18 protein-coding genes are annotated in these 17,171 nt (G+C 70.5%); 6 read left to right on the forward strand and 12 right to left on the reverse strand.

The genetic code is table 11. The features are described 5' to 3' along the window. Positions 1-6: 6 nt before the first annotated feature. The 10 genes from ACTOWY_RS16175 to argS all read right to left on the reverse strand — a co-directional run bounded on the left by ACTOWY_RS16175 (position 7) and on the right by argS (position 9,468). The gene (locus tag ACTOWY_RS16175; RefSeq protein WP_441310428.1) at positions 7-792 is read right to left on the reverse strand and encodes an ESX secretion-associated protein EspG; all 786 of its coding nucleotides are present in this window, start codon (positions 790-792) and stop codon (positions 7-9) included. Then, positions 789-1,802 (reverse strand): hypothetical protein, encoded by a 1,014-nt coding sequence (locus ACTOWY_RS16180; RefSeq protein ID WP_441310429.1) that lies wholly within the window; start codon positions 1,800-1,802, stop codon positions 789-791. Before ACTOWY_RS16180 ends, ACTOWY_RS16175 begins: the two co-directional genes overlap by 4 nt. Before the next feature lie 206 nt (positions 1,803-2,008). Then, positions 2,009-2,593, reverse strand: a complete 585-nt coding sequence (locus ACTOWY_RS16185) for a DUF3558 domain-containing protein (protein ID WP_441310430.1) — start codon at positions 2,591-2,593, stop codon at positions 2,009-2,011. 1 nt (position 2,594) lies between these two features. After that, positions 2,595-2,912, reverse strand: coding sequence for a hypothetical protein (locus tag ACTOWY_RS16190; RefSeq protein ID WP_441310431.1), 318 nt, complete (start codon positions 2,910-2,912; stop codon positions 2,595-2,597). Positions 2,913-3,028: 116 nt separating this feature from the next. Further along, positions 3,029-3,592: a DUF3558 family protein gene (locus ACTOWY_RS16195; protein ID WP_441310432.1), complete on the reverse strand. Its 564-nt coding sequence runs from the start codon at positions 3,590-3,592 to the stop codon at positions 3,029-3,031. A 68-nt stretch (positions 3,593-3,660) separates the two neighbouring features. Further along, positions 3,661-3,936, reverse strand: coding sequence for a hypothetical protein (locus tag ACTOWY_RS16200; protein ID WP_441310433.1), 276 nt, complete (start codon positions 3,934-3,936; stop codon positions 3,661-3,663). Further along, positions 3,933-5,018, reverse strand: coding sequence for a threonine synthase (gene thrC, locus ACTOWY_RS16205; protein WP_441310434.1), 1,086 nt, complete (start codon positions 5,016-5,018; stop codon positions 3,933-3,935). The genes ACTOWY_RS16200 and thrC overlap by 4 nt, the downstream gene beginning before the upstream one ends. Next, positions 5,015-6,328, reverse strand: a complete 1,314-nt coding sequence (locus tag ACTOWY_RS16210) for a homoserine dehydrogenase (protein ID WP_441310435.1) — start codon at positions 6,326-6,328, stop codon at positions 5,015-5,017. The genes thrC and ACTOWY_RS16210 overlap by 4 nt, the downstream gene beginning before the upstream one ends. Beyond that, complete coding sequence (gene lysA, locus ACTOWY_RS16215) at positions 6,325-7,743, reverse strand: diaminopimelate decarboxylase (RefSeq protein ID WP_441310436.1); 1,419 nt, start codon at positions 7,741-7,743, stop codon at positions 6,325-6,327. The genes ACTOWY_RS16210 and lysA overlap by 4 nt, the downstream gene beginning before the upstream one ends. A 54-nt stretch (positions 7,744-7,797) precedes the next feature. After that, on the reverse strand, positions 7,798-9,468 hold the full coding sequence (gene argS, locus ACTOWY_RS16220) for an arginine--tRNA ligase (protein ID WP_441310437.1): 1,671 nt from the start codon (positions 9,466-9,468) through the stop codon (positions 7,798-7,800). 189 nt (positions 9,469-9,657) lie between these two features. Here argS and ACTOWY_RS16225 point away from each other — a divergent pair, with 189 nt between their 5' ends. The 6 genes from ACTOWY_RS16225 (at position 9,658) to ACTOWY_RS16250 (ending at position 15,695) form a co-directional block, all read left to right on the forward strand. Further along, complete coding sequence (locus tag ACTOWY_RS16225) at positions 9,658-10,536, forward strand: DUF3105 domain-containing protein (protein WP_441310438.1); 879 nt, start codon at positions 9,658-9,660, stop codon at positions 10,534-10,536. Further along, positions 10,529-11,272, forward strand: a complete 744-nt coding sequence (locus ACTOWY_RS16230; RefSeq protein WP_441310439.1) for a DUF305 domain-containing protein — start codon at positions 10,529-10,531, stop codon at positions 11,270-11,272. Before ACTOWY_RS16225 ends, ACTOWY_RS16230 begins: the two co-directional genes overlap by 8 nt. A gap of 87 nt (positions 11,273-11,359) precedes the next feature. Beyond that, positions 11,360-13,273: an acyl-CoA dehydrogenase family protein gene (locus ACTOWY_RS16235; protein WP_441310440.1), complete on the forward strand. Its 1,914-nt coding sequence runs from the start codon at positions 11,360-11,362 to the stop codon at positions 13,271-13,273. A 354-nt stretch (positions 13,274-13,627) separates the two neighbouring features. Continuing rightward, a complete protein-coding gene (bcp, locus tag ACTOWY_RS16240; protein ID WP_441310441.1) occupies positions 13,628-14,101 on the forward strand; it encodes a thioredoxin-dependent thiol peroxidase in 474 nt (157 codons plus the stop codon). Between the two features lie 125 nt (positions 14,102-14,226). After that, positions 14,227-15,144, forward strand: a complete 918-nt coding sequence (locus ACTOWY_RS16245) for a hypothetical protein (RefSeq protein ID WP_441310442.1) — start codon at positions 14,227-14,229, stop codon at positions 15,142-15,144. Positions 15,145-15,362: 218 nt separating this feature from the next. After that, positions 15,363-15,695: a DMT family transporter gene (locus tag ACTOWY_RS16250; protein ID WP_441310443.1), complete on the forward strand. Its 333-nt coding sequence runs from the start codon at positions 15,363-15,365 to the stop codon at positions 15,693-15,695. A gap of 51 nt (positions 15,696-15,746) precedes the next feature. On the opposite strand, the gene rdgB is transcribed toward ACTOWY_RS16250, so the two are convergent. Beyond that, positions 15,747-16,346, reverse strand: a complete 600-nt coding sequence (gene rdgB, locus ACTOWY_RS16255; RefSeq protein WP_441310444.1) for an RdgB/HAM1 family non-canonical purine NTP pyrophosphatase — start codon at positions 16,344-16,346, stop codon at positions 15,747-15,749. Continuing rightward, a complete protein-coding gene (gene rph, locus ACTOWY_RS16260; RefSeq protein ID WP_247766109.1) occupies positions 16,343-17,101 on the reverse strand; it encodes a ribonuclease PH in 759 nt (252 codons plus the stop codon). The genes rdgB and rph overlap by 4 nt, the downstream gene beginning before the upstream one ends. Positions 17,102-17,171 lie beyond the last annotated feature (70 nt).

Consider the following 17,171-nt stretch of genomic DNA (forward strand, 5'->3'; position numbering starts at 1 on the left):
GCCGGGTCAGTGCGCGACGACCTCGCTCAGCAGGCTGTCCAGCTGTTCGATCACCTTGCGGTTGTCCACGCCGAAGAAGTTGATCCACCCGTTGCGTTCCCGGCTGCCGCAGCGGCCTGCCTGGATGTCGAAGACGTTGAGCACGCTGCTGGCGCGCACGCTGCGGCCGTACTGGTCCCGCGCGGTGGCGCCGAACTGGGCGTACAGGGTGCGGTCGGCGTCGCCGATTTCCCAGAGGAGCTGGGCGTCTTCCTGGCGGACGCCGCGGGAGGTCAGGATCTGGACGAAGACCTTGCCGGCTTCGGCGGCCTGGCTGACGGCGGACTCCAGCACGTCGGCGGCGACGGTGACCGAGCCGATGCGGCCGGGTGGGGGCTGGGGCAGCAGGCCGGCGGCCGCGGGGGCCAGGCCGGTGCTGCGGACCCAGCCGAAGCGGTACCGGTCGCCGTCGTGCACGGCCAGTACCCCGGTGTCGCCGACGGCGGAGCAGATCGCCTTGATCTCGGGCAGGATCTGCTCGCCGACCCGCCAGGAGAAGCGGATGTCGATGGACCGGTTGGGGCGGGCCAGCAGGACCAGCAGGTCCTCCAGTTCCACGTCCAACCGGCCGTCCTCGGCGCGGCCACGCTGTTCCAGCGAATCCCAGGCCCGGCGGCGGAAATGCGCGCGTTCCTCGTCGGTGACGCCGTGGGACAGCGTGTTCAGCTCGGTGGGCTTGTCGCCCAGTTGCAGGTGCTCCCAGAGCACCTCGAACTCCAGTGCGTTCAGTTCGAGGTCGAGTGAGACAGTCACAGGCCCGGATTCTCGCCAATTACCGGCGGCGCGACCAGCATGCCGTCGCCGAAGATGTCGTCGGTCTCGATGAGGTAGTCAGGACGCTGGTGTTCCTTGTCCTCCTCGCCGTTGGCACGTGCGCCACCGCCCATGGGACCGCCCATGCCGCCCGCGCCGCCCCGGCCACCGGGGCCGAAGCCACCCGCGCCGCCGGGACCGCCGAGGCCACCCGCGCCGACCCCGCCCATGCCGCCGGGACCGAAGCCGGGCCGCATGCCCGCCGCGTTCGCGCCGAAGCCGCCGGGCATCCCGCCCATCGGCATCCCGCCACCACCGAAGGGGGCCGGACCGCCGCCGGGGCCGACCGGCACCGGGTTGCTGGGCAGTGGCTGGTTGAGGATCGGGGTGGGGGTGACCCGGTTCGGGTCGACCTGGTCGTTGGGCAGCTCGATCGGGTACCGGTTGTCGATCGGGTCCCGGTCGTCGGGGATGCCGTCGCCGTCCTTGTCCCGGCCGGGGTTGCGCTCGGGGTTGCGGTCGTCCACCGGGTCGCGGTCGTCCGGGATGCCGTCGCCGTCCCGGTCGCCGACCCCGCCGCGGTCGCGGTTGGTGTTGTTGTTGCCGGTGCTCCCACGACGGGTGGGCGTGCCGGTGGTGCCGCCGATCTCGGTGCTGCCACCGCCGCCACTGCCGACGCCGACGTCGATCGGGTCGGGCGCGATGAAGGTGGGCAGGTTGGCAGTCGAGGAGAGCACCGTGGTCTCGTAGCCGCGCATGGTCTCGCGGGCCTTGCGCTCGGCGTTGTCCTTGTCCTGCTGCTCACGCTGCTTGTCGGTCATGCCACCGGTCAGCGAGGCCCAGCCGCGGGAGATCACGTTGTCGCTGGAGGTGACCTCCTTGGGCGGCTCGATCTTCTTCTGGGTGTCCACGAAGGTCGTCGTGCTGCCCTCGACCGTGGTGCGCATGCCGCCTGCCATGGTGGAGGCGTCCGCCGCCCACTTGTAGGCAGGGGAGACGCGCTCCTGCATCTGATCGAAGGACTTGCCCTGGGTTGACCCCGGCCGCGGCCTCGAACGCCTTCTTGACGTTCTCGCCGATCCGGGTCAGCCGCTTGGCCTGGTATTCCCAGAGCAGGTCACGGCGGTTCAGGGCGTAGTGCCCGTCACCGTCGTTGATCATCTTGTGGATCTGCTCGTGGCTGTAAGCGTCCCAGTTGGTCATCTCTTCACCCCAGTTATCCGGCCTGCGGCAGGTTCTTGATCGCCGCCCCGGCGACCTGCTGCGCGTGCTCACATACATCCCGGCCGCGCAGCACTGACTCGCTGGCCGTGTCGAAAACAACGATCATTCGCGCGGCGGAGACTCCCACCCACGCGTCGCAGCCCAGGCCGCCTTCGCTCTTGATCCGGATCGACGGGTAACCGTCGACCTGGGCGAGGCTGAACGAGGGCTTGTCCTTGTTCACCTTGTGGATGTGCTCAAAAGTGTTCTTGTCGCTGACGCCGACCGTGATGCCCTGACCGGAGGCCCGCCAGGTGCAGCTCTTCACGCCCACCGTGGAATCGGTCGGCTTGCCCGGCGGGGTCAGCGCGATCCCGAGTTCGGTCAGCTGCGCCGTGCTCAGCAACTCGCAGGGCTTGGCCAGGAAGTCCTCGGCCTTGCGCGGGTTGTTGATCGGCGGCAGATCGCTCTTGCTCGCGCTGCTGCTGGTGCCCGGCGCGGGCTCGGAGGTGCCCGAGGTCGCGGGCGCCTGACCGCCACCGCACCCCGCGAGCAGCACGGTGAGCGCGGCGATCAGACCAAGCAGCGGCTTGCGCACGTCAGGACCTCTTCATCGTTCCGTGGTTGGCCCGCTCCTGCTGCTCGAAGTCGGCGAGCCCCTGCTTGAGGTTGGTGATCATCGCTTCCAGCGAGGCGATCAGCTTCTCGGCCGCGGCCACCAGGCTGGTGGACCCACCGGTGGCTGGCAGGTCGAGCCGGCGAGCCAGTTCCTTGCTCGCGGGGTCGGAGGCCGGGAGATCCTGGGTGCCGATCGCCGAAGTGTACTCACGTAGCTCACGTGCCTGCTCCAGCTCAGCCTCGAGCTTGCTGATCAGGCCCGGCACCTGGTCCGGCTTGATCATCACACGGTCTGCCATGGGTTCCCTCCAGCGCTGTCCTCCCAGACAGGACTTAGGATGTCACAACCCCTGACGCCGGTTCCGCGCTTTGCATACTCGTGATCCAGCTCACATGACAAACGCAAATACAGGCCTCAAGTGCCCTCGGGGAGCTTGCCGAGCACGATCTCGGCGACCTGCTGGGCCAGGGCGCAGGCGTCGGTGGTCGTCTCCGCGCCGGTACTGGGTGAGCTGAAGGTCGCGGCCAGCGCCTCGGTGCCGGACACGCCGATCCGCAGGGTGCAGCCGCGCTGGTCAGCGCCCTCCTTGGCGCGGACAGCCGGGTACCCGGCGATCTGCACCACGGTCACGCCGTCCCCTGCGGGCTCGTGGTCGAAGCGCTGGGCGAGGGAGAGCTGGTCCAGCTCCACCCGGACCGCGGCGCCGCTGGCCTGGTCGCGCCAGGTGCAGCCGGCCGGTTCCTCGGCCGCGGCCTGGACCGGGGCCGAGGGCAGGCCGACGGTGCGGCGTTCGGTCGTGGTCAGCGACTCGCAGGGTTTGGTCCGGAAGCCCTTGTCCACCGACTTGGGCTTGCCGACCTTGGTCCACTCCTTGACCACCGTGCTCGGCCCCGGCGGCGGCGCGGGCGCTTCGGCGGTGCAGGCGGTGCTCAGGGCCGCCAGCAGGACAGCGGCCAGTGCCCAGCAGCGTCGAGCCATCGCACGCACTCCCCTTGCCTCGGCTGATCCGGCTGCCACCCCAGTCTAGGCCGATCAGCCAGCCGGGGTCAGCGGCCGAAGGAGGCCGGGTGGCCGCGGAAGAGGTAGATCATCCACAGGCCGGCCAGCAGCGCGAGCAAGGCGGGCAACGGAAACCAGGTCCAGCCGAACCAGCCGGTGCGCAGACCGGCGCGGACCAGCAGCACCGCGAGCACGGCGGCGATCAGCGCGCCCAGTGCCCACAGGTAGGCAGGCGCCGGAGCCTGTGCGGCCGAGACCGCGAGCAGCCCCAGCGCGAACGCGGTGAGGATCCAGTAGCCGGACCGGAGCAGCCCGCGGCTCACCCGAGTTCGAGCGCCGTGGCCACCGCGGCCGGGTCCACCGGGAGGGCCTCCACCTCGGTCATGCCCAGCAGCGCGGTGTCCGGGTCCTTGAGTCCGTGGCCGGTGACCGTGCACACCACCACCGAACCCTTCGGCAGCCGTCCATCCGCCGCGGTGGTCAGCAGGCCGGCCACGCTGGCGGCCGAGGCGGGTTCCACGAACACGCCCTCGCGGGCGGCCAGCAGCCGGTAGGCGGCCAGGATCCGCTCGTCGGAGAGGGCGTGGAAGAGGCCGTCGGACTCATCCCGCGCGGTGACCGCGCCGGTCCAGGAGGCCGGGCTGCCGATCCGGATGGCGGTGGCGATGGTCTCCGGGTCCGGCACCGGGTGGCCCAGCACCAGCGGCGCCGCGCCCTCGGCCTGGAAGCCGAACATGCGCGGGGTCGCGGGCACCACACCGTCGGCGGCGTACTCCCGGTAGCCCTTCCAGTACCCGGTGATGTTGCCCGCGTTGCCCACCGGCAGGCAGTGCACGTCAGGGGCCCGGCCGAGCACGTCGCACACCTCGAAGGCGGCCGACTTCTGGCCCTCGATGCGCACCTGGTTGACCGAGTTCACCAGGTAGACCGGGTGCGCGGAGGCGGTCTTGCGGGCCAGTTCCAGGCAGTCGTCGAAGTTGCCGTCGACCTGCAGGATGCGCGCGCCGTAGGCCACCGCCTGGGCCAGCTTGCCCAGCGCGATCTTGCCCTTGGGCACCAGCACCGCGCTGGTCAGCCCGGCCCTGGCGGCGTAGGCCGCGGCCGAGGCCGAGGTGTTGCCGGTGGAGGCGCAGATGACCGCCTTGCTGCCCTCGGCCTTGGCGTAGGTCATGGCCACGGTCATGCCGCGGTCCTTGAACGAGCCGGTCGGGTTGACGCCCTCGATCTTGAGGTAGACCTGGCAGCCGGTCAGCTCGGACAGGTGCCCGGCAGGCAGCAACGGGGTGCCGCCCTCGTGCAGGGTGATGATCTCCGCGCCCTCGGGCACGGCGATCCGGTCCCGGTAGGCGTTGATGATCCCTGGCCAGCCGGGACGCACCGAGGCGTCGGTGACGAGCGCGGTCACAGTTGCTCACCTTCCACCCGCATCACGGCCGCCACCTCGCGCACGATCGGCAGTCCGGCGATCTTGTCCACAGTGGAGCGCAGCGCCTCGTCCGGCGCCATGTGCGTGACCACGACCAGGCTGGCGGCCTTGCTCTCGCCCTCACGCCCCTCCTGGCGGACCGCGGCGATGCTGACGCCGTGCTCGGCGAACATCGCGGCCACCTGGGTGAGCACACCCGGCTGGTCGTCCACTTCCAGGCTGATGTGGTACGCGGTGAGCGTCTCGCCCATCGGCCGCACCGGCAGGTCGGCGTAGGCGGACTCGCGCGGTCCGCGCCCGCCAAGGACCTTGTTGCGGGCCACCGCGACCAGGTCGCCGAGCACCGCGCTGGCGGTGGGCGCGCCACCGGCGCCGGGGCCGTAGAACATCAGCTGACCGGCCGCCTCGGCCTCCACGAACACCGCGTTGAACGCGCCGTTGACGCTGGCCAGCTGGTGTGTGCGCGGGATCATCGCCGGGTGCACCCTGACCGAGACCGACTCGGTGCCGTCCTCGCCGAGCACCCGCTCGCAGATGGCCAGCAGCTTGACCGTGCGGCCGAGCAGGCTGGCCGCGGCGATGTCGGAGGCGGTGACCGAGGCGATGCCCTCGCGGTGGACATCGGAGGCGGTGACCCTGGTGTGGAAGGACAGCGAGGCCAGGATCGCGGCCTTGGCCGCGGCGTCGAAGCCGTCCACGTCCGCGGTCGGATCGGCCTCGGCGTAGCCCAGCCGGGAGGCCTCCTCCAGCGTTTCGCCGTAGCCGGAGCCGGTGGCGTCCATCGCGGAGAGGATGTAGTTGGTGGTGCCGTTGACGATGCCCATCACCCTGGTGATCCGGTCACCGGCCAGGGATTCGCGCAGCGGGCGCAGCAGCGGGATGGCCCCGGCCACCGCGGCCTCGAAGTAGAGATCCGCGCCGGAGGCGTCCGCGGCGGCGAACAGCTCGCCGCCGTGCTCGGCCAGCAGCGCCTTGTTCGCGGTGACCACCGCCTTGCCGTTGCTCAGCGCGCTGGTGAGCAGGCCGCGGGCCGGGTCGATGCCGCCGATGACCTCGACGATGACATCGGCCTCGCCCGCCACCAGGGCGGCGGCGTCGGTGGTCAGCAGCTCGGCAGGCACATCGGTGTGCTTGTGCGGGCGGCGGACCGCGATGCCCACCAGCTCCACCGGGGCGCCGATGCGCGCGGTGAGGTCCTCGGCCTGCTCACGCAGCAGCCGCACGACCTCCGTGCCGACGGTCCCGCAGCCCAGCAGCGCGACTTTGATCGGCTCTCCGCTGTTGGTCACAGCACCTCCAGGCGCAGCAGGTCGTCCTCGGTCTCCCGGCGCAGCACCAGCCGGTGCTCGCCGTCGCGCACGGCGACCACCGCAGGCCGGGGCAGCCGGTTGTAGCTGCTGGCCATCACGTAGCAGTAGGCCCCGGTCGCGGCCACCGCGACCAGGTCACCCGGGGCGATGTCCTCGGGCAGCCAGCAGTCTCGCACCACCACGTCGCCGGACTCGCAGTGCTTTCCCACCAACCGGGACAGCACCGCCTCGGACTCGACCTCGCGGGAGACCAGGCGGCAGTCATAGACCGCGTCGTAGAGCGCGGTGCGGATGTTGTCGCTCATGCCGCCGTCCACGCTGACGTAGCGGCGGACGGACCCGCCGGTCACCGTGACGTCCTTGATGGTGCCCACCTCGTAGAGGGTCACCGTGCCCGGCCCGACGATGGCCCGGCCCGGCTCCACCGCGACCTTGGGCGTGGGCAGCCCGGCCAGCTCGCACTCCCGCGCCACGATCGCGCGCAGCTGGTCGGCCAGCTTCGACGGCGGCGGCGGGTCGTCCTCGGCGGTGTAGGCGATGCCCAGGCCGCCACCGAGGTCCACAGTGGACAGTGCGGCCAGCGCGTCCGCGCCGTGCTCCTTGTGTAGTTCGGCGAGCAGCCCGATCACCCGGTGCGCGGCGATCTCGAAGCCGTCCGCCTCGAAGATCTGCGAGCCGATGTGGCTGTGCAGGCCGACCAGGCGCAGGCCCTCGGCGGCCAGCACCCGGCGGGCCGCCTCGGCGGCGTCCCCCGAGGCGAGCGAGAAGCCGAACTTCTGGTCCTCGTGCGCGGTGGCGATGAACTCGTGCGTGTGCGCCTCGACCCCGACGGTGACCCGGATCAGCACGGACTGCACGATCCCGGCCTCGCGGGCGATCTGGTCCAGCCGGGCGATCTCGTGGAAGGAGTCCACCACCACGGTGCCGACCCGGCCATCCACCGCGGCCCGCAGCTCGGCAACGGACTTGTTGTTGCCGTGGAAGGTGATCCGCTCGCCGGGGAAGTCCGCGCGCTGGGCCACGGCCAGTTCGCCGCCGCTGCAGATGTCCAGGCTCAGCCCCTCCTGGGCCACCCAGCGGGCGATCTCCACGGAGAGGAACGCCTTGGACGCGTAGTGCACCAGGGTCGGATCGCCGAAGGCCTCGGCGTGCTCGGCGCAGCGCGCGCGGAAGTCCGCCTCGTCCATCACGAACAGCGGCGTGCCGTAGGTCCGCGCCAGCTCGCGCACATCGACCCCGGCCAGCCGCACGACGCCGTCGGGGCCGCGTTTCGCGCCCCGCGGCCACACGGCCTCGTGCAGCTCACCGAGTTCAGCCGTGGTGGACGGCCGGGGACCGGCCGTCGCGGGAACAATGACGTCAGCGTGCCGAGGACCGGCGGGGTGTGCCCTCACGGTCGCTAATCCTCACACACTGCCCGCGCGGCCGTCCGTCGGCATAGACGCTGGTCACATCCGCTCGGGTGCGCTCACCCCGAGCAGGCCGAGTCCGTTGGCCAGCACCTGGCGGGTGGCCGCGCAGAGCAGCAGCCGGGCGCTGTTGAGCGGACCGGCCTCCTCGTCACCCTGCGGCAGCACCCGGCAGTTGTCGTAGAACTTGTGGTAGGCGCCGGCCAGCTCCTCAAGGTAGCGCGCCACCCGGTGCGGTTCGCGCAGCTCAGCGGCTGATGCGAGCACCTTGGGGAAGTCGCCGAGGGTGCGGATCAGCTTGCCTTCCTTCTCGTGCTCCAGCAGTCCGAGCAGCTCGGAGCTGATCTCGGCCGCGGCAGGCGCCGTGATGCCCAGCTCGGCGGCGTTGCGCAGCAGCGAGGACAGCCGGGCGTGCGCGTACTGGACGTAGAAGACCGGGTTCTCGCTGGTGCTCTTGGTCCACAGGTCCAGGTCGATGTCCAGGGTGGAGTCCACCGAGGAGCGGATCAGCGCGTACCGGGCCGAGTCCACCCCAATGGCCTCGACCAGGTCGTCCAGGGTGATCACGTTGCCCGCGCGCTTGGCCATCCGGACCGGCACGCCGTCCTTGACCAGGTTGACCATCTGGCCGATGAGCACCTCGACGCAGTTCGGGTCGTCGTTGAAGGCGGCGGCGGCCGCGCGCAGCCTGCCGATGTAGCCGTGGTGGTCCGCACCCAGCAGGTAGACGCACAGGTCGAAGCCGCGGGAGCGCTTGTTCCGCAGGTAGGCGATGTCCGCGGCGATGTAGGCCGCCTCGCCGTTGCCCTTCATGACGACGCGGTCCTTGTCGTCGCCGTAGTCGGTGGAGCGCAGCCACCAGGCCCCGGCCTCCTTGTACAGGTGACCGGACTCCTTGAGCGTGTCCAGGGTGGCCTGCACCTCGCCGGAGGCGTGCAGCGACTTCTCGCTGAAGTAGACGTCGAACTCGGTGCGGAACTGGCCCAGGCTGCGCCGGATCGAGTCGAGCATCAGCTCGACGCCCAGGTCGCGGAACTTCGCGTCCCGCTCCGGCTCGGCCAGTGCGAGCACCTCGGGCTCCTGCTGGAGGATCTTCGCGGCCACGTCGGTGATCCACTCGCCCGCGTAGCCGTCCTCGGGCACCGGCTCGCCCTTGGCCACCGCGACCAGGGATTTGGTCAGCCTGCCGATCTGCGCGCCGGCGTCGTTGATGTAGAACTCGCGGGTGACCTCGCCGCCACCGGCCGCCAGCACCCGGCCGAGCGCGTCGCCAACCGCGGCCCAGCGGGCGTGACCCAGGTGCATCGGGCCGGTCGGGTTGGCCGAGACGAACTCCAGGTTGATCTTCTGCCCGGCCAGCGCCACGCCGCGGCCGAAGGTCTCACCCGAGGTCAGCACGTCCTTGACCAGCTGCCCCTGCGCGTCGGCGGCCAGCCGCAGGTTCACGAAACCGGGTCCGGCGATCTCCGCGGCGGTGATGCCCTCCCGCGCGGCCAGTGCCTTGGCCAGGTCCTCGGCCAGCTCGCGCGGGGCCAGGCCCAGCTTCTTGCCGATCTGCAGGGCCAGGTTGGTGGCGTAGTCGCCGTGCTCGGGGTTTCGGGGTCGCTCGACCGTGACCGCCGCGGGCAGCACCGCGGTGTCCAGCCCGCGCGTGGTGAGCACGTCGAGGGCGACGGAACGAACCAGATCAGCCAAGGCAGCAGGAGTCACGCGACGTAGTCTATTCGCGCCCGCATACCCATTCGACCTCGTATCGAAGCGGTTGAGGTTCCGGCAGTAATGCTCTGTGATCGGGCGAGCACCTGAAGCTTCCCCCAAAGAGCTGACTCGCACCTGACAGCCGATCCTTACACTGACGCGCGGTAACCCGTACGGCATGCAGACAGGGGCCGGGCAGACATGGTCAGCGGTAAGAGCAGCAAGAACGCGCGGGCGGGCAACCGGGTGCCGATCGCGATGAGCAAGCCCAAGCCTTGGGGCACGATCGCGGCTGTGCTCGCGGTGCTGGTCTTCGCGGGCGGCGTCTTCGGCTACGCCTACGTGCAGAACTCCGAGCAGGCGGACAAGCGGGCGGCGCTGGCGGAGTACACGCCGTCGGAGACGAACAAGGACCCCTCGGAGAAGATCCAGGGCGTCGTCAAGCAGAACTACGAGGCCGGCAAGCACGTCTCGGGCGCGCAGCGGGTGGCCTACGACCACTTCCCGCCCATCGGCGGACCGCACGACGAGGTGTGGGCGACCTGCACCGGCGTGGTGTACCCGAACCCGGTGCGCAACGAGAACATGGTCCACTCGATGGAGCACGGCGCGGTCTGGATCGCCTACCACCCGGACCAGATCAAGGGCGCCGACCTGGACAAGCTGAAGGTGCGCGCGCAGGGCCAGCAGTTCACCATGCTGTCCCCGTACCCGGGCCTGGACAAGCCGATCTCGCTGCAGGCCTGGGGCCGTCAGCTCAAGCTGGACAGCGTGGACGACCCGAGGGTGGACCAGTTCATCTCGGCGTTGCGGCGCAACCAGTTCACCTACCCGGAGGTCGGCGCGACCTGCGCGACCAACGCCTTCGACCCGGACAACGCGCCGCCGTTCGTGGCGGAGAAGCCGGGCCCGGACGCGGTGCCGATGGACGGTGGCACCAAGGCGCCGGATGAGAAGACCGGCGGCCAGCCTGGCGGGCAGCCCGGTGGACAGCCAGGCGGCCAGCCTGGTGGACAGCCTGGTGGACAGCCGGGCGGGCAGGGCCAGCCCAGCGGGCAGAACCCGCCGCCCGGTGGCTGAGTCCGAGCCCCGGATCGTGGACGAGACGGACCCGGGGGAGACCGAAGAGGTCACCCACCGGGCTCCGTCCCCCGCGATGCGGATCCTGGTGGCCACCGCGGCCGTGCTGGCGATCCTGATGCTCGGCGCGGCCGGTGGCCTGTTGATCAACCTGCCCGGCCAGACCACGGACAGCTCGGTGCCCGCGCTGGACTCGCCGGACACCGGCTTCGCCCAGGACATGGCCGTGCACCACCTGCAGGCCGTGGAGATGGCCGCGATGGTGCGCGATCGCAGCTCGGACAAGCTGATCAGGGAACTGGCCTTCGACATCGAGAGCACCCAGCTCGAACAGGTCGGCCGGATGAAGGGCTGGCTGGCGCTGTGGGGGCACCCGGAGCAGTCGCCCAGCGGCAAGTACATGGAGTGGATGAAGGACGCGCCCGCCGGGCACGGGCACAAGCCGGTGCAGCCGGGGCAGTCGCCGGGGATCTACACCATGCCGGGCATGGCCACCCAGGAAGAGCTGTCCAAGCTGCGCAGGATGACCGGCGTGGAGTTCGAGGTGTACTTCCTCCAGCTCATGCGGCGGCACCACATCGGCGGCGCGGAGATGGCCAACTACGGCCGCAAGAACGCCAAGCTCGCGGTGGTGCGCAACCTGGCGGAGAACATCCTCAAGGCCCAGCACTCCGAGCTGGACGTGCTGGACCTGCGCCTGGTCGAACGCAACGCGGAGCCACTGCCGCCGAACTGACCGCTCGGCAAGGACCACCCGAGCGGCGACCTGCGCGCATTACCCACCGGTAGTACCGTCGGGTAATCCGACGGCAGGGGGTCAGCGATGACCGCAGTGGATCCAGCCCGCACGACCGAGCGCGAGGCCCGCCAGGTAGCGGAGCAGGCGCGCGAGACGCAGTGGCGCAAACCCAGCTTCGGCAAGGAGCTGTTCCTCGGGCGACTACGCCTGGAACTGATCCACCCGCATCCACAGGGCGATGAGCTGACCCGCCGCCGCGGTGAGGAGTTCCTCACCCGGCTGCGGGCGTTCTGTGCGAACGAGATCGACGGCGCCCGGATCGAGCGCGAGGCGCGGATCCCGGACGAGGTCTTCGACGGGCTGCGCCGGATCGGCGCGCTGGGCATGAAGATCGACCCGGAGTACGGCGGGCTGGGGCTGTCCCAGGTCTACTACAACAAGGCGCTGATGCTGGTCGGCTCGGTGAGCCCGGCCATCGGCGCGCTGTTGTCCGCGCACCAGTCGATCGGGGTGCCGCAGCCGCTCAAGCAGTTCGGCACGCCGGAGCAGAAGCGGAAGTATCTGCCGCGCTGTGCCAGCACCGACATCACCGCCTTCCTGCTCACCGAACCGGATGTGGGCAGCGACCCGGCCCGGCTGGCCACCACGGCCACCCCGACCGAGGACGGCGGCTACCTGCTCGACGGCGTGAAGTTGTGGACCACCAACGGGGTCGTGGCCGATCTGCTGGTGGTGATGGCCCGGGTGCCCAAGTCCGAGGGACGGCGCGGCGGGATCACCGCGTTCGTGGTGGAGGGCAACGCCGAGGGCGTCACCGTGGAGCGGCGCAACGCGTTCATGGGCCTGCGCGGGCTGGAGAACGGGGTCACTCGGTTCCACCAGGTCAAGGTGCCTGCCGAGGACCGGATCGGCGAGGAGGGGCAGGGCCTCAAGATCGCCCTGACCACGCTGAACACCGGCAGGCTCTCGCTGCCCGCGATGTGCGCGGGCGCGGCCAAGTGGTGCCTGAAGATCGCTCGGGAGTGGGCGGCGGAGCGGGTGCAGTGGGGCCGTCCGGTCGGCGAGCACGAGGCGGTGTCGAGCAAGATCGCCTTCATCGCGGCCACCGCGTTCGCACTGGAGGCGGTGCTGGACCTGTCCAGCGAGATGGCCGATGAGGAACGTAACGACATCCGGATCGAGGCCGCGCTGGCCAAGCTCTACGGGTCGGAACTGGCCTGGCTGGTCGCGGACGAGCTGGTGCAGATCCGCGGCGGCCGGGGCTATGAGACGGCCGAGTCGCTGGCCGCCCGCGGCGAACGCGGCGTGCCCGCCGAGCAGATCCTGCGCGACCTGCGGATCAACCGGATCTTCGAGGGCTCCACCGAGATCATGCACCTGCTGATCGCCCGCGAGGCGGTGGACGCGCACCTGTCGGTGGCAGGCGACATCATCGACCCGGACGCCGACACCGGCCGCAAGGTCAAGGCCGCGGCCAGGGCCGGCGCGTTCTACGCGAAGTGGCTGCCCACGCTGACCGTGGGCAAGGGCCAGTTGCCCAGCAGCTTCACCGAGTTCGGCCAGCTGGCCACGCACCTGCGGTTCGTGGAACGGGCCAGCCGCAAACTTGCCCGGCAGACCTTCTACGCGATGTCCCGCTGGCAGGGGAAGATGGAGCGCAAGCAGGTCTTCCTGGGCCGGATCGTGGACATCGGCGCGGAACTGTTCGCCATCAGCGCCACCTGCGTGCGTGCCCAGTGGCTGGACACCCCCGCGGCCCGCGACCTGGCGGATGCCTTCTGCCGCCAGGCCAGGGTGCGGGTGGACGAACTGTTCACCCGCCTGTGGACCAACACCGACGACACCGACTCCCGCCTGGCCCGCCAGGTCCTCGCCGGCGAACACACCTGGCTGGAGGAGGGCATCCTCGACCCCTCCCTGCCCGGCGCCTGGATCGCCGACGCGACCCCGGGCCCATCCGAGTCCGAAAACGTCCACCGCCACCCCGGCCAAACCTGACCCACCCACTCCGCCCGGCCACCCACCAGGCCAAGCCGGGCGGAGTGTTGGCCGTTGTCGTACGCCGAGTTGGCCAAACTGGTACGCCGGTTTGGCCCAAGTGGTACGCCGAGTTGGGCCAAGTGGTACGCCGAGTTGGGCTAAGCGGGCGGCCGGTCGAGTTGGGCAAACGGGGCGTACGAGTTTGGCCAACCGGGTGTACCAGTTGGGCCAACTCGACGTCCGGAACGGCCAACTCGGTGTACCAGAACGGCCAACACTCGCGGCGGGGGTGGTGCCCCTGGGTGTCGGGTTGTTGATCTCGGCTCCGGCCGCCTGATCGGACTGTCGGGGCGATCCTCTAGCGTCGGCGGCATGACCGAGTTCTCCCGCCTCGCCCCCGGCGACCCCGCCCCCGAGTTCACCCTGCCCGACGCCGATGAGAAGCCCGTCTCGCTGTCGGACTTCCGCGGCCAGCACGTGATCGTCTACTTCTACCCGGCCGCGGGCACCCCCGGCTGCAGCAAGCAGTCCTGCGATTTCCGGGACAACCTGGCCGAGCTGAACGAGGCAGGCTACACCGTGCTCGGCATCTCCCCCGACAAGCCGGCCAAGCTGGCCAAGGTCCGGGACGAGCAGGAGCTGACCTTCCCGCTGCTGTCCGATCCGGACCGCTCGGTGCTGGCCGCCTGGGGCGCCTTCGGCGAGAAGATGATGTACGGCAAGACCGTCACCGGGGTGATCCGCTCGACCTTCGTGGTGGATCCGGACGGCAAGATCGCCACCGCCCAGTACAACGTGCGCGCCACCGGACACGTGGCCAAGCTCCGCAAGGATCTGCGCGTCTGAGCCAAAACTGAAGATTCTCCCCGCGGTGCAACCGGATCCGCACGGCCCGGCCTACGCCGAACCCAGCTCGAAAGTTGCCTGAGCACTGAGCCAACTTCGTTGTGGGGCAACGGCGTAGACCACTCGTGAGGAACTCCGTGGTGGCGATGGCCAGCGTGTTCGTGGTGTGCGCGGCCGGCCTGCTCTCCATCCACCTGCTCGGCGGACCCGGTCCGGCCGATCCGCCCGCGCCGACCAGCCAGGTCGCGGCGACCAGTGCCGGGCTGACCCCCAGTGCCGCCGACGTGCCCGAGCCGACCCCCATGGTCGACCCGGATCCGGGCAAACCCAAGGGCGACAAGAGGTCCCCGGCCGAGCTGGGCAGCGCGGTGGCCCGTGCGGTGCGGGCGGGCGGCAGTGCCTCCGGGGTCGGCGTGCTGGTGCTGGACACCGGCAACTGGCGGGAGCTGGCCACCTCCGACCCGGATCGCCAGTTCCGGTCGGCCTCGCTGGTGAAGCTGCTGATCGCGATCGACGCCATGCAGTCCGGGCTGTCCAGCAACGCCGAACTGCGCACCATGCTCGCGGCCAGCCACGACGGGATCGCCAGCCAGCTCTGGATGGAGACCGGCGGCAGCGCCATGGTGCAGCGGCAGGCCAGGAAGATCGGCCTGAGCCGGACCGCGCCCCCGCTGGATCCGATGCACTGGGGCGACACCAAGGTCACCGCGCGGGATCTGGGCAAGGTGTACCGGCACGTGCTCACCGAGCTGCCCAAGGCGCAGCGGGAGGTGATCGTCGGCGCGCTGGCCGCGGCGCCGAGAGTGGCCGCGGACGGGTTCGACCAGCACTTCGGCATCCCCTACGGACTGCCCGAGGTGCAGTGGGCGGTCAAACAGGGCTGGGCGCAGGGCCGGGCCGGGGTCGACCTGCACACCAGTGGGCTGCTGGCCGAGCGGTCCAAGGTGGTGGTGCTGCTGAGCACGCACGCGCCGGGCACCGGGTACTCACGCGCGGCCAGGTCGCTGACCGCGGGCGCGGGCGAGCTGGGTGGCCTGTTCTGAATTGACCACTTTTCCGGTTCTGCTAGCCTTGAGGTATTCACAGGACCAACTGACAGGGTGATATACCGTGCGTGGCGCATTGACGCCGCCCGGCGTCGGCATCTTCGGCGGCTTCGACCAGAGGGTTGTCAGGGTTCATTTCCCAGCTCGCGGTGGTTGACCAGGCACGCCCCTGACCAGGGGATTCGCCTTCAACTCACCCCTACCTGGGAATTGTCATGCTCAAATGGGCTTTGCTCGCGCTTGCCATTGTTTTCGAAGTCTTCGCCACCCTGATGCTCAAATACTCCAACGGCTTTACCCGGTTGTGGCCCACGATCGGCCTGGTGTGCGGCTACGCGCTGGCCTTCTACCTGGAGGCGCAGGTGATCCGGCTCGGCGTGCCGGTCGCGGTCACCTACGCGATCTGGGCCGGGGGCGGGATCGTGCTGGTCGCGGTGGCCGGGAAGGTGCTGTTCGCGGACGCGGTGAACGGGCTCACGCTGGCCGGGATCGGCCTGATCGTGGCGGGGGTGCTGGTGGTGCAGGTGTCGACCAGCCTCGCGCACTAGCGAGCGGGAGCGGCGGGGCCAGGCAGCGCTCGCCCCCGCCGTCCTGCCTGCTCAGCCCAGTGCGCGCAGGTGCGGCACCAGCAGCCGGATCGCCCGGCCGCGGTGCGAGTCGGCGTCCTTCTCCGCAGGCGTCAGCTCCGCCGAGGTCCGGGTCTCGCCCTCGGGCACGAAGATCGGGTCGTAGCCGAAGCCGTTGGCGCCGAGCTGGGCGCGCAGCAGTGTGCCCCGCCATTCCCCGCGCAGCACCACCGGTTCCGTGCCGGGCACGGCCAGCGCGAGGGCGCAGACGAAGGCCGCGCCGCGGCGCTCGTCCGGGGTGTCGCCGAGCTGGTTCAGCACCAGTTCCAGGTTGGCCAGGTCGTCGCCGTGTTTGCCGGACCAGCGCGCGGAGAGCACGCCGGGCATGCCGTTGAGCGCGTCCACCGCCAGGCCCGAATCGTCCGCGATGGACGGCAGGCCGGTGGCTGCGGCCGCGTCCACGGCCTTGGCGACGGCGTTCTCCTCGAAGGTCGCGCCGGTCTCGGGGGCCTCCGGGAAGTCCGGGACCTCGTCCAGCCCGACGATCTCGATGCCGTCGAGCTGCTCGGCGGCCACGATCCGGCGGAGTTCGGCCAGCTTCTTGGCGTTGCGGCTGGCCAGCAGGACCCTCATGCCTTCTTGCCCTCCGGCAGCGTGCCCGGGTACGGCAGCTCCAGCGCCTCGGCCTGCAGGCGGCACAGGTCGGCCACGCCGGCCAGGGCCAGGTCGAGCATCTTGTCCAGGGTGGAGCGGGCGAAGGTGGCGCCCTCGCCGGTGCCCTGCACCTCGACCAGCGTGCCCGCGTCGGTGGCCACCACGTTCATGTCGACCTCGGCGCGGGAGTCCTCCTCATACGGCAGGTCCAGCCGCACCCTGCCGTCCACCACACCCACGCTGACCGCGGCGATCTGGCAGGACAGCGGCTTCGGGTCGGCCAGCTTGCCAGCCGCGCCCAGCCAGGTGATCGCGTCGGCCAGCGCCACGTAGGCGCCGGTGATCGCGGCGGTGCGGGTGCCGCCGTCGGCCTGGATGACATCGCAGTCGATCACGATGGTGTTCTCGCCCAGTGCGGACAGGTCGATGCAGGTACGCAGCGAGCGGCCGATCAGCCTGCTGATCTCGTGCGTGCGCCCGCCGACCCTGCCCTTGATGGACTCCCGGTCACTGCGGCTGTGCGTTGCCGAGGGCAGCATCGCGTACTCGGCGGTCACCCAGCCCAGTCCGGATCCGGAGCGCCACCGCGGCACCCCCTCGGACACGCTGGCCGCGCAGAGCACGCGGGTTTTGCCGAACTCCACCAGCACCGAGCCAGCTGGCCAGTCCTGGTAACCCCGGGTGATCTTGATGTCCCGCAGGGTCTCGTCGCTTCTGCCGTCGATGCGCACCACGGGGCTAGCCTAGCTACCTTGGTGAACCGGCCTGGACAGCCCGTCGTATGGAGTGGACGTGACTCCTCCG

Source organism: Crossiella sp. CA198, assembly GCF_052078295.1.
In the GTDB taxonomy this organism is placed as follows: Bacteria; Actinomycetota; Actinomycetes; order Mycobacteriales; family Pseudonocardiaceae; genus Crossiella.

What these genes read in the sequence shown, in the direction of transcription:
- ACTOWY_RS16180 (WP_441310429.1), bottom strand. Translation starts at nt 1,802, where the DNA reads ATGCAGGAGCGCGTCTCCCCTGCCTACAAGTGGGCGGCGGACGCCTCC.
- ACTOWY_RS16190 (WP_441310431.1), bottom strand. Translation starts at nt 2,912, where the DNA reads ATGGCAGACCGTGTGATGATCAAGCCGGACCAGGTGCCGGGCCTGATC.
- ACTOWY_RS16195 (WP_441310432.1), bottom strand. Translation starts at nt 3,592, where the DNA reads ATGGCTCGACGCTGCTGGGCACTGGCCGCTGTCCTGCTGGCGGCCCTG.
- ACTOWY_RS16225 (WP_441310438.1), top strand. Translation starts at nt 9,658, where the DNA reads ATGGTCAGCGGTAAGAGCAGCAAGAACGCGCGGGCGGGCAACCGGGTG.
- ACTOWY_RS16235 (WP_441310440.1), top strand. Translation starts at nt 11,360, where the DNA reads ATGACCGCAGTGGATCCAGCCCGCACGACCGAGCGCGAGGCCCGCCAG.
- bcp (WP_441310441.1), top strand. Translation starts at nt 13,628, where the DNA reads ATGACCGAGTTCTCCCGCCTCGCCCCCGGCGACCCCGCCCCCGAGTTC.
- ACTOWY_RS16250 (WP_441310443.1), top strand. Translation starts at nt 15,363, where the DNA reads ATGCTCAAATGGGCTTTGCTCGCGCTTGCCATTGTTTTCGAAGTCTTC.
- rdgB (WP_441310444.1), bottom strand. Translation starts at nt 16,346, where the DNA reads ATGAGGGTCCTGCTGGCCAGCCGCAACGCCAAGAAGCTGGCCGAACTC.